Raw genomic sequence first — 10,612 nt, 5'->3', positions numbered from 1 at the left:
CTCAGGCCGCCTCGGAGTTGTCGCCGGGACGGCGGTGGCGTCCGTGGGCCGACAACTGCGAGTCGTCCGTCGGGGCGGCGCCGCCCCGGTGTTTTCCGTGGCCGTTGTCGTCCCGGTCGCCGGCCGCCTGGTGCGGACGGTCCTGGGCCGTGTCTGTTCGGCTTTCAGACATGTGGGAAGTCACCCCGTTGAATCGCTGATATTCGCTGCTGCCACTGGTTGTGGCACACGGGGGCCGACCGTCCCCGTACCGACCGACCGGACCCGCGCCAAAATTCTAACCAGCCCTATCCGACGGCCGTACGCCCGGTGAGGGGTGCCTGCTGCAACGGAACCGGCTTGCAGGCGTGGCGAGTTGGCGTGCGTACGGCCCCGTTCCCCGCGGCGACTTCCGGTTGTGCGGGTTCTGTGGTCAATTCGGTTCGTACGTCCTGCGGTACGTCCTGCGGCAGCTCCAGCCGAGCCACGCCGCACGGCATCGTCCCCGTGGCGTACGGCAGTTGGAGCACACCCTCCCGCGACCACAGACCCGCCCCGGCCAACCAGCCGTCCGGCGCCGCCTGCTGATGGAGCTGTCGGCCCGACGGCCGCCAGGTCCCCACCCAGGTCCCGCCCGGCCCGTCGATCCGCAGCGCGACCGCGCAGCTCTCGGGCATCAGCACCTGCCCCGGCTGGACGGCGAACGGTGTGACCGTACGGTCCGCCGGCCGCAGGCACTCCGGGAAGCGCACCGGCCGCGCGCTGCCCAACACGCCCCAGCCGAGGCGGTCGTGGCCCGGCGCGTCCGAACGGATCAGCAGCAGACCGCTGTCGGCGTCGGCCAGCAGCAGCCGGTCGTTGCTGCCGTCGGCGATCTGGAGCAACGGGCTGACCTCGCCGCCCCGTTCCAGATCGACGGCGACCGCCTTGACCACACCGCCCAGTTCACGGTCGAGGGCGAGTAGCCGCCCCGTACGGTCGAGCCAGACGCCGCCCGTACAGCGCCCGCGTACGGTCGCGACCGGCTCCGGGCCGAAGGCGCCGCCCGCCACCAGCCAGACGGTGGTGCCGTGTTCGCCGGGCGCCAGCGCGTAGGCGCTCGTGCCGTCGGGTGACGGCGGCAGCAGGGTCAGCTCCGCGCACTCGACCGCGCCGAGCGGCAGCTCGCCCGTCACCGGCCCCGTCGGATAGAGCAGCGAGAACGCCTGCCGCTCCGCCACCCGCCGGTGGATCAGCACCCGCCCGTCGGCCAGCGGCAGCACCTCGGCGTCGGGCTCCTCGGGCTGGTCGAGGGGAAGCGGTACGGCGTACGGCTCCGGCCCGTCGAGCGTCCACCGCTCGGGGAACCAAGCCGCGCTCTCCGCCGCCTCGCCCTCCTGGGAAGGCTCGTTGGCACCGAGGGTCAGCCGCGCCGCGTACGAACCGTCCGCCGCGATCGCGATCCCCGCCGCCCGCCGCCCGGGCTTGTCCGCCGGGGCGCGCCCGGTGCTCTCCACGCTGCCAATGACACAGGCTGTCATCGCTCCGTCACCTCCGGCGACGACGCTAGGTTCGCACTCGCTGCCGAACAACACGTGACCACCCGCTTCACACGTAAGGGTGGCCGGTCCGGGGTTCGGCTGAGGGGGAGGGGGCGGTTGTGCAGGGAGGAGCCTCCTTGGCCTTCGGTGTTCGACCCGGTCCGGGCCACCGTGGCTCCGCATGCCGGATTCCGGGAGAGCTGACCAGGGATCAGTTTCCGCAAAGTGGAACCCGGCCTGTACGTTCCTGTGGAGTTGGTAAGGCACCCCTTAGTAAGACCTTTGGAGCACAGATGTCCGTCAGACGCCGCGGCACGGCCGCACTGGTCGCCCTCGCCGCCGCCCTCTCCCTCGCGGCCTGTGGAAGCGACGGAGGGTCGGACGGGAAGTCGTCCCCCGGCGCAGGCGCGGACAAGAAGGCCGTCGCGCAGGGCGGCGAGGACTTCGCGGAAGCGGCGGCGAAGACCGCGGGTTACGGCACCGACGCCAAGCCGGGGGAGTTTCCCCGTACCGTCACCCATGCCATGGGCAAGACCGTCCTCAAGGCGCGTCCCGAGCGCGTCGTCGTGCTCGACGTCGGCGAGTTCGACAACGTCGTCTCCCTCGGTCTCGCACCGGTCGGCTACGCGCCCACCGAGGGCGACGAGGGCATCCCCGCCTACCTGAAGAAGGGCGCGGGCAGCCCCAAGAACGTCGGCACCATCAACGGGCTCAACCTGGAGGCCATCGCGGCTCTCAAGCCCGACCTGATCCTCGGCAGCCAGCTCCGCGCCGCCGACAAGTACGACGAGCTGTCGACGATCGCCCCCACCGTGTTCGCGATCCGCCCCGGCTTCACCTGGAAGGAGAACTTCCGGCTCAACGCGGCGGCGCTCGACCGGAGCGCGGCGGCCGAGAAGGCCCTCGGGGCGTACGACATCAAGGTCAAGGCCCTGTCCGCCGACATCGGCGCCGACAAGCCGACCGTCTCGATGGTGCGGTACATGCCGGGCAAGATCCGTCTGTACGCCAAGGCGTCCTTCATCGGCACGATCCTTGAGGACGTCGGGCTGCCCAGGCCCGCGAACCAGCAGATCAACGATCTCGCCGTCGAGGTCAGCCCCGAGAAGATCGACGAGGCGGACGCCGACTGGATCTTCACCGGGGTGTACGGCGACCCGAAGGCCACCAAGCGGGACACCGCGCGCTCGAACCCGCTCTGGAAGAACCTCAAGGCCGTCAAGTCGGGCCAGGCGGAAGACGTACCGGACGAGACCTGGTACCTGGGCCTCGGCGTCACCGCGGCCGGGCTGGTGCTGGACGATCTGCGCGGTTACCTGGCGAAGTGACGCGGGCGGGGTCACGGGATCCGGGGTCGACCGGCCATGGTGGGTGCACCATGGGCGGCAGGTAGCCTTTGACCCGTGCCCCGCCTGTCCGAAGTCCTCGCCCAGTTCGACGCCCTCTGGCCGCCCGAGCGGGCCGAACAGTGGGACGCCGTCGGCACCGTCTGCGGCGATCCCGACGCCCCGGTGACCCGCGTCCTCATCGCCGTCGACCCGGTCCAGCCTGTCGTGGACGAGGCCCTGGAACTGGGCGCCGACCTGATCCTCACCCACCACCCGCTCTATCTGCGGGGGACGACGACGGTCGCCGCAGGCACCTTCAAGGGCCGCGTCGTACACACGCTCATCAAGCACGACATCGCGCTGCACGTCGCGCACACCAACGCCGACAGCGCCGACCCGGGAGTCTCCGACGCCCTCGCCGGCGCGCTCGACCTGCGCGTCGTCGGCCCCCTCGTACCCGACCCGACCGACCCGGCGGGCCGCCGCGGTCTCGGCCGGATCTGCGAACTCGACCGGCCCGCCACCCTCCGCGACTTCGCGGCGCGCGCCGCGCACCGGCTGCCCGCCACCGCGCAGGGCATCCGCGTGGCCGGCGACCCCGACGCCCTCGTCCGTACCGTCGCCGTGAGCGGCGGATCCGGCGACAGCCTCTTCGACCAGGTACGGGCGGCGGGCGTGGACGTCTTCCTCACCGCCGACCTGCGCCACCACCCGGCCTCCGAGGCCACGCAGCACACACCGCTGGCACTGGTCGACGCCGCGCACTGGGCCACCGAGTGGCCCTGGTGCGAACTGGCGGCCACCCAGCTCGACGAGATTTCCGACCGCCACGGCTGGGACCTGCGGGTCCACGTCTCGAAGACGGTCACCGACCCCTGGTCCTCCCACCATTCCTCAGGAGCCCCCAACTGAACGCCGACCCCGCCGACCAGATCCGACTCCTCGACGTCCAGGCCCTCGACACGCGACTCCAGCAGATCGCCCACCGGCGCGAGTCGCTGCCCGAGCACGCCGAGATCGAGTCGCTGACCAAGGACCTCACGCAGCTGCGCGACCTGCTGGTCGCCTCGCAGACCGAGGAGAGCGACACCGCGCGCGAGCAGACGAAGGCGGAGCAGGACGTCGACCAGGTCCGCCAGCGCTCCGTACGCGACCAGCAGCGCCTCGACTCGGGTGCCGTCACCTCGCCCAAGGACCTCGAAAGCCTGCAGCGTGAGATCGTCTCGCTCGCCAAGCGCCAGGGTGACCTGGAGGACGTCGTCCTTGAGGTCATGGAGCGCCGCGAGGCCGCGCAGGAGCGGGCCGCCGAGCTGACGGAGCGGGTCTCCTCGGTCCAGGCCAAGGCGGACGACGCGGTCGCGCGCCGCGACACCGCCGCCGAGAAGCTCGCGGGCGAGGAGTCGACGGCGGCCAAGGAGCGCGGATCCGTCTCGGCGACCATCCCCGCCGACCTCCTCAAGCTGTACGAGAAGCTGCGCGTGCAGCAGGGCGGCGTGGGCGCGGCCCGCCTCTACCAGCGCCGCTGCGAAGGCTGCCGGCTGGAGCTCAACATCACCGAGGTCAACGAGGTCAAGGCGGCGAGCCCCAGCACCGTCCTGCGGTGCGAGAACTGCCGCCGCATCCTCATCCGTACCTCCGAATCGGGTCTGTAGATGCCGAAATTCGTCGTCGAGGCGGACGGCGGGTCGCGGGGCAACCCGGGCCCGGCGGGTTACGGCGCCGTCGTCATCGACGCGGTGACCGGGGAGACGCTCGCCGAGGCCGCCGAGTACATCGGCGTCGCGACGAACAACGTCGCCGAGTACAAGGGCCTGATCGCCGGGCTGAAGGCGGCGAAGACGCTCGACCCGGCCGCCGACGTGCACGTGCGGATGGACTCCAAGCTCGTCGTGGAGCAGATGTCGGGCCGCTGGAAGATCAAGCACCCGGACATGAAGCCGCTGGCCGCCGAGGCCGCGCGGGTCCTTCCCGGTGGGCAGGTCCGCTACGAGTGGATCCCGCGCGAGAAGAACAAGCACGCCGACCGGCTCGCCAACGAGGCGATGGACGCGGGCAAGAAGGGCAAGCAGTGGGAGCCGTCGCGGTCGACGGCTGAGCTGGGCGCGAAGTCGGGGCGTACGGGTTCCACTTCCCGTAAGGCCGCCGCTCCCGCTCCCGAGGGGCCGCCGGGGGACGCGGCGGCCGGCGCGGCCAAGGCACGCGCGGCGCTGGCCGCCTCGTACGAGCTGTCCGCCGCCGTCCCCGAACAGGCCGCGCCGTCCGTCGGATGGGGCTCCGCCGACCTCGGTACGCCCGCCACGTTCGTCCTGCTGCGGCACGGCGAGACCCTCCTCACCCCCGAGAAACGCTTCTCGGGCAGCGGCGGCAGCGACCCGGAGCTGTCGGCGGTCGGCCGCAGGCAGGCCGACGCCGTCGCGACGGCGCTCGCCGCGCGCGGCACGATCCAGGCCGTCGTCTCCTCGCCGCTGCTGCGCTGCCGCGAGACGGCCGGCGCCGTCGCCACCCGGCTCGGCCTGGAGGTGAGCGTCGAGGAAGGGCTGCGCGAGACGGACTTCGGCGCCTGGGAGGGGATGACGTTCACCGAGGTCAGGGAGCGGTACGCGGACGATCTCAGCGCCTGGCTGGCCTCGCCCGACGTGGCGCCGACAGGTGGCGGCGAGAGCTTCACCTCGGTCGCGACGAGGGTCGCCGCCACGCGTGACGCGCTGCTGGCGCGGTACGCGGGACGTACGGTGCTGGTCGTCACGCATGTGACACCCGTGAAGACGCTGGTCAGACTGGCACTGGGCGCGCCGCCGGAGTCCCTGTTCCGGATGGAGCTGTCGGCGGCCTCGCTGTCGGCGGTCGCCTACTACGCGGACGGCAACGCGTCGTTGCGTCTGCTCAACGACACGTCGCATCTGCGCTGAGCGATCGGGGCGGTCGGAGCGGTCGGGGCGGTCGGGGGAGAGGGTGCTGTGGGCTGGCAACTGACTGAGGACGTCGAGGAGTTCCGTACGGCGGCCGATCCGTGCCTCGCACGGGACCCCGCCCGGTCGACGCTGCTGCTCACGATCAGCGAGTCGCTGCGCACCGACGGGGCGGCCCCCGCCCGGTTCGGCTACTGGCGGGAGAGCGGGGACGCCCCGGTCTCCGCCTGCTTCGTCCAGACGCCGCCGCTGCGCCCGCTGCTCGGTCCGATGCCGGACCGGGCGGCGCGCGAACTCGTTCCCGTACTCCGCGCCGCCGACCCGTCGTTGACCTCCGTGCAGGGCGAGAACGCGTGCGCGGAGGCGTTCGCCGCCGAGTGGACCGGGCGGTCCGGCGGCTGGCGGGTCTCGGATCGCGTACGACTCTTCCGGCTGGGCGAACTGACCCCGCCGGACCCGGCTCCCGCCGGCCGTTCCCGGCTCGCCGTCGACGGGGACCTGCCGCTGCTCGCGGAGTGGATGAGCGCCTTCGCCGCCGACACCGGCCAGCCGGGCGGGGACCACACCCGGGCCACGGCGGAGCGGATAGCGGCTGGCCGGCTGTGGCTGTGGGACGTCGCGGGCGCACCCGTGGCGATGGCCTCGGTCTCCCCGGTCATCGCGGGCCAGGCACGGGTGGCACCCGTCTACACACCGCTCCGGCTGCGCGGCCGCGGTTACGGGGGCGCGGTCACGGTGGCGGTCAGCCGCGCGACGCTGGACGCGGGCGTCGAACAGGTGCTGCTCTACACGGACTTGGCGAACCCGACGAGCAACGCGCTCTACCAGCGGCTGGGATACCGGCCTTTGACGGACAGTCAGGTTCTCAGCTTCGAGGGCTGACTCACATGAGCCGGTCGCAGAGCCGGTCGCAGAGCCGGTCGCAGAGCCGGCCGACGGCCGCGCGTATCCGCTTGTCGCGGCCGAAGGCCTCGTCCGCGAGCAGGGCGGGGCCCGCGCTCCGCTGTGGAGCGGCTGGTGGCTCGTCGTTGCGTGTGATCGCAGGGCGGAGGCCCGGTGTCGCGCGTCAGGTGGGATCTGTGGGATCTGTCGGACACGGCCCAGGGCCGGTGTCGGCTGAGGACAAGACACCCGGCCCGTCCGGCGATTGAGGACGAAGCCGCTCGACGGCGGGCGGCGTCAGCGCAGGGACGCCGCCTCGCGGGCCAGTTTCTCCACCCGGCCCCAGTCCTTCGTCGCGATCGCGTCCGCCGGCAGCATCCACGAGCCGCCCACGCAGCCCACGTTCCCCAGCGCCAGATACGACCCGGCCGACGCCAGGGAGATCCCGCCCGTCGGGCAGAACCGCGCCTGGGGCAAGGGCCCCGACAGGGCCTTGAGATACGCCGTACCGCCCGCCGCCTCCGCCGGGAAGAACTTCATCTCCGTCACGCCGCGCTCCAGCAGCGCCACGACCTCCGACGTCGTCGAGACGCCCGGCAGGAACGGCACCCCCGACGTCCGCATCGCCTCCAGCAGCGTGTCCGTCCAGCCGGGGCTGACCAGGAAGCGCGCCCCGGCTGTCACCGAGTCCGTGACCGACCGCGGCGAGATGACCGTCCCGGCGCCCACCACCGCGTCCGGCACCGCCGCGGCGATCGCCCGGATCGCGTCCAGCGCGACCGGGGTGCGCAGCGTCACCTCGATCGCGGGCAGCCCGCCGGCCACGAGGGCGCGGGCCAGCGGCACGGCGTCGGCGACGTCGTCCACGACGACGACAGGGACAACGGGGGCGAGGTCGAGCACGGAGGTCATGCCGCCATCCTGCCGCGCCGTCCACGCTCCCCGCAACGGCCGTTGCACCCTGCGCAACGGCCGCCCGGCGGGACCCTTCAGTGGATCTCCGTCACCACCACGTCCAGCGACCACGACTGCCCGGCCCTGCCCGGCGCCGCGACCTCCACCACGTACCCCAACTCGCGCAGCGTCTCCACGAGTTGCTCGGGCTTCTTCGGCCGGGCACCGGCCATGAGCAGGTCCCGGACGAGCCGCCCCTTCGTGGCCTTGTTGAAGTGGCTGACCACCGACCGCTTCTCGACACCGTCCACCATCTGCGCGTGCAGGACGCGCACCGTCGCCGTACGGGCCGCGACATCGCCCGCCGGCTTCCAGGCGGGCGCGTACGACGACGAGCGCAGATCCAGTACGAGCCCGTCCCCCGCCACCTCGGGCAGGACCGGGGCCATCGCCTTCCGCCAGTGGGTGCTCAGCGCCCCGACGCCCGGCAGCTTCACGCCCATCGAGCAGCGGTACGACGGAATCCGGTCGCCGATCCGTACCGCGCCCCAGAGCCCGGAGAAGACCAGCAGCGACTTCCCGGCGCGCCGCCGGGCGGCGGTGTCCAGCGTGGCGAGGCCGAGCGCGTCGTACAGGACGCCGGTGTAGATGTCCCCGGCCGGGCGCGTCCCCGCGGTCCGCAGCTCCACGTTCTTGGCGATCTCGCCGCGCAGGCCCTCGCTCAGCCCCAGGACCTCCGCGGCCTTCTCCTCGTCGGCGGCGCACAGCTCGACCAGCTCGTCCAGCACGGCGGCCCGCGCCTCGGCCAGTCCGGGCAGCGACAGTGATTCCGGCTTCAGCGGAGCCCCGCGGCCGGAAGCGGCCTTGCCTTCCGACGGCGGCAACAGCACGAGCACGGTGGTTCTCCTCAAGGACGTGACGACGGGGGGTGCGGCCCCCGGTCCGCCAGGTTAAGCGACGCGGGGAGCGATCCCGTCCGGTGCCTCGTCCTCCCGGTCGGCGAGGGACGCCTTGAGCCGGCCCACCAGCGCCTCCGGGTCGTCCGCGTGGAAGCGGACCACCGTCGCCGTACCGCGCCCGCCCATCGGCCGTACGAACTCGACCGGCTCCGTCAGCTCCACCCGTACGGTCGTCTGGCCGCCCACGATCAGGTCGAGCGTCCCGCCGGGCTCGTCGATCTTGACCAACGAGCCGTCCGGGTAACGGCGTTCGACACGGGCCGAGACGATCTGGGCGCTCCCGATCGGCATGTCGAACAGCGCGCCCCAGCGCACCCGGAGCGACCCGTCGGCGCCCACGACGTGCGGGCGGGTGACACAGCTCGCGTGCAGCGCGAGCAGCATCAGCACGCCGTACACGTCCAGCACCAGCATGATCATGTGCACCAGCGGCCAGGGGATGAGGATCGCCAGCGCCACGGTCTCGACGACGGACACGAACAGGAAGCCGTACATCATCGCCGTCTGCGGGCCGGTGTACGGGGCGGCGAGATCGCCCTCGCGTACACCGTGCGTACGCCGGGCCACCCACCGTACGAGGCTGGTCAGTCCCCGCGCCTCGTTGACGAGCAGTCGGCGCGCGGTGGCCGGTACGGCGGCCTCCACCGCCCGCGCGAGGGCGGCCCGCCGTTCGGCCCCGGCCAGGCGCGAGGCCTTGTAGTGCCGACGTACGAGCACGGCTTCCGTCACCAGCAGGGTGAGGACGACGGCCTCGGCGGCCCGGATCACCGGCGCCGGGACGTCCACGCCCGCCGCCAGACACACGACCAGCGTCAGCTCGGCCGGCACGAACACCCACAGGGCTCTGCTCATCTAGGTCCCTCCCCGTCCGTCCTCTTCGCGAGTTCTTCCATCACCTGTCGTGCCACCTCGGCCTGGGCGGGGGCGAAGTCGGCGAGAAACGCGGCGCCGAACCCCTCCAGCGCGGGGCTGTCCGTCCTCGACAGCTTGGCCAGCACCTCGTCCGGGATGACGGCCGCCAGCGCGGCGGCGAGCGGCCCGATCCGGGGGTCGTCCGTCGCCGCACCCGCCAGTTCGTCGAGGCGGTCGTAGAGCCCGAGGAGATCCGGGTCGTGGGTCAAGGGGTGCAGGGCGTCGTAGATGATCTCGTCGCCACCGACGGTGTCGAGCAGCGTGAGGAGTTCGCGGTCCTTGGCCGCCATCACCGAAGTCGTCTCCGGCATGTCCCGCAGCAACCGCGCCAGCGTGGGCGACACCGGCCCCTCGGGAGGCAGCGTCCCCTCCTCCATCAGCTCGGCGAGCCTGCGCCGTCTGACCCGGATCTCCTCCTCCTGCCGCGCCAGATCCGCGTCCAGCTCGCCGAGCACCTCGGCCAGCTCCCGCCCGGCGTCGTCGGCGAGCACGTCCCGTACCTCGTCCAGGCTGAGCCCCAGCTCCGAGAGCCGCCGGATCCGGGCGAGGAGGACGGCATCGCGTACGGAGTAGACGCGGTACCCGTTGGCCAGCCGCTCGGGCTCGGGCAGCAGCCCCATGTGGTGGTAGTGCCGCACCGCCCGCGAGGTGACCCCCACGAGTGCGGCGATCTCGCCGATTCGCATGAGCCCAGTAGAAACCCTGACGCTGCGGCAAGGTCAAGGACGACCGGCGGGGCGGCCAGGCCGGCTCGGGCGGGTACCATGACGATCACGGCAGACGAGCCGGGCGGACGGCCGCGTGAGGATCCCTGGATCTTCCCGAGGAACGTCCGGACTCCACAGGGCAAGGTGGTGGGTAACGCCCACCCGGGGTGACCCGCGGGACAGTGCCACAGAAAACAGACCGCCGGGGATTTCGGTCCCCGGTAAGGGTGAAACGGTGGTGTAAGAGACCACCAGCGCCTGAGGTGACTCAGGCGGCTAGGTAAACCCCACTTGGAGCAAGGTCAAGAGGGGCCGTCGCGAGACGGCCCTGCGCGAACGTTCGAGGGCTGCCCGCCCGAGTTCGCGGGTAGACCGCAGGAGGCCGACGGCAACGTCGGTCCTAGATGGATGGCCGTCTCCCCGGCCGCCGCGAGGCGACCGGGCGACAGAATCCGGCGTAGAGCCCGACTCGTCTGCCGCCCCCCCGTTCCGGCGCCTCCCACACTCTGCCGCGCGCGTGAC

General features: G+C 72.4%; 11 protein-coding genes and 1 other RNA gene. 6 read left to right on the top strand and 6 right to left on the bottom strand.

Annotated features, from left to right (window positions below):
- Position 1: 1 nt before the first annotated feature.
- Together ACFT9I_RS03430 and ACFT9I_RS03425 are read right to left on the bottom strand one after the other, a co-directional pair.
- Entirely contained in the window at positions 2–172 is a 171-nt protein-coding gene (locus ACFT9I_RS03430; protein ID WP_382560034.1) for a hypothetical protein, read from the bottom strand.
- A gap of 115 nt (positions 173–287) precedes the next feature.
- A complete protein-coding gene (locus tag ACFT9I_RS03425; protein ID WP_382560032.1) occupies positions 288–1,499 on the bottom strand; it encodes a hypothetical protein in 1,212 nt (403 codons plus the stop codon).
- A 293-nt stretch (positions 1,500–1,792) separates the two neighbouring features.
- On the opposite strand from ACFT9I_RS03425, the gene ACFT9I_RS03420 reads away from it, so the two are divergent.
- The 5 genes from ACFT9I_RS03420 to ACFT9I_RS03400 all read left to right on the top strand — a co-directional run bounded on the left by ACFT9I_RS03420 (position 1,793) and on the right by ACFT9I_RS03400 (position 6,618).
- The gene (locus tag ACFT9I_RS03420; RefSeq protein ID WP_382560030.1) at positions 1,793–2,827 is read left to right on the top strand and encodes an ABC transporter substrate-binding protein; all 1,035 of its coding nucleotides are present in this window, start codon (positions 1,793–1,795) and stop codon (positions 2,825–2,827) included.
- 75 nt (positions 2,828–2,902) lie between these two features.
- Positions 2,903–3,739, top strand: a complete 837-nt coding sequence (locus ACFT9I_RS03415) for a Nif3-like dinuclear metal center hexameric protein (RefSeq protein WP_382560027.1) — start codon at positions 2,903–2,905, stop codon at positions 3,737–3,739.
- Positions 3,736–4,479, top strand: a complete 744-nt coding sequence (locus ACFT9I_RS03410; RefSeq protein ID WP_382560256.1) for a zinc ribbon domain-containing protein — start codon at positions 3,736–3,738, stop codon at positions 4,477–4,479. The genes ACFT9I_RS03415 and ACFT9I_RS03410 overlap by 4 nt, the downstream gene beginning before the upstream one ends.
- The gene (locus ACFT9I_RS03405; protein ID WP_382560026.1) at positions 4,480–5,736 is read left to right on the top strand and encodes a bifunctional RNase H/acid phosphatase; all 1,257 of its coding nucleotides are present in this window, start codon (positions 4,480–4,482) and stop codon (positions 5,734–5,736) included.
- A 48-nt stretch (positions 5,737–5,784) separates the two neighbouring features.
- Entirely contained in the window at positions 5,785–6,618 is an 834-nt protein-coding gene (locus ACFT9I_RS03400; protein ID WP_382560023.1) for a GNAT family N-acetyltransferase, read from the top strand.
- Between the two features lie 297 nt (positions 6,619–6,915).
- Here ACFT9I_RS03400 and eda read toward each other — a convergent pair whose 3' ends face one another.
- The 4 genes from eda to ACFT9I_RS03380 all read right to left on the bottom strand — a co-directional run bounded on the left by eda (position 6,916) and on the right by ACFT9I_RS03380 (position 10,069).
- Complete coding sequence (gene eda / locus ACFT9I_RS03395; protein ID WP_382560021.1) at positions 6,916–7,530, bottom strand: bifunctional 4-hydroxy-2-oxoglutarate aldolase/2-dehydro-3-deoxy-phosphogluconate aldolase; 615 nt, start codon at positions 7,528–7,530, stop codon at positions 6,916–6,918.
- 77 nt (positions 7,531–7,607) lie between these two features.
- Positions 7,608–8,408: a peroxide stress protein YaaA gene (yaaA, locus tag ACFT9I_RS03390; RefSeq protein WP_382560018.1), complete on the bottom strand. Its 801-nt coding sequence runs from the start codon at positions 8,406–8,408 to the stop codon at positions 7,608–7,610.
- Positions 8,409–8,462: 54 nt separating this feature from the next.
- Positions 8,463–9,323: a hypothetical protein gene (locus tag ACFT9I_RS03385; RefSeq protein ID WP_382560015.1), complete on the bottom strand. Its 861-nt coding sequence runs from the start codon at positions 9,321–9,323 to the stop codon at positions 8,463–8,465.
- Positions 9,320–10,069: a MerR family transcriptional regulator gene (locus ACFT9I_RS03380; RefSeq protein ID WP_382560012.1), complete on the bottom strand. Its 750-nt coding sequence runs from the start codon at positions 10,067–10,069 to the stop codon at positions 9,320–9,322. Before ACFT9I_RS03380 ends, ACFT9I_RS03385 begins: the two co-directional genes overlap by 4 nt.
- A gap of 95 nt (positions 10,070–10,164) precedes the next feature.
- Between ACFT9I_RS03380 and rnpB the strand changes: the two genes are divergently transcribed.
- Positions 10,165–10,566, top strand: an RNA gene (rnpB, locus tag ACFT9I_RS03375) — RNase P RNA component class A.
- The last annotated feature ends 46 nt before the right edge of the window (positions 10,567–10,612 follow it).

The organism is Streptomyces sp. NPDC057137 (genome assembly GCF_042670825.1).
GTDB lineage: Bacteria > Actinomycetota > Actinomycetes > Streptomycetales > Streptomycetaceae > Streptomyces.
This window is presented reverse-complemented; position numbering and strand designations above follow the sequence as displayed.

Excerpts from the sequence above, each read along its gene's own strand:
- ACFT9I_RS03380 (WP_382560012.1), bottom strand. The coding sequence starts at position 10,069 with ATGCGAATCGGCGAGATCGCCGCACTCGTGGGGGTCACCTCGCGGGCG.
- ACFT9I_RS03405 (WP_382560026.1), top strand. The coding sequence starts at position 4,480 with ATGCCGAAATTCGTCGTCGAGGCGGACGGCGGGTCGCGGGGCAACCCG.
- ACFT9I_RS03430 (WP_382560034.1), bottom strand. The coding sequence starts at position 172 with ATGTCTGAAAGCCGAACAGACACGGCCCAGGACCGTCCGCACCAGGCG.
- ACFT9I_RS03425 (WP_382560032.1), bottom strand. The coding sequence starts at position 1,499 with ATGACAGCCTGTGTCATTGGCAGCGTGGAGAGCACCGGGCGCGCCCCG.
- ACFT9I_RS03385 (WP_382560015.1), bottom strand. The coding sequence starts at position 9,323 with ATGAGCAGAGCCCTGTGGGTGTTCGTGCCGGCCGAGCTGACGCTGGTC.
- ACFT9I_RS03420 (WP_382560030.1), top strand. The coding sequence starts at position 1,793 with ATGTCCGTCAGACGCCGCGGCACGGCCGCACTGGTCGCCCTCGCCGCC.
- eda (WP_382560021.1), bottom strand. The coding sequence starts at position 7,530 with ATGACCTCCGTGCTCGACCTCGCCCCCGTTGTCCCTGTCGTCGTCGTG.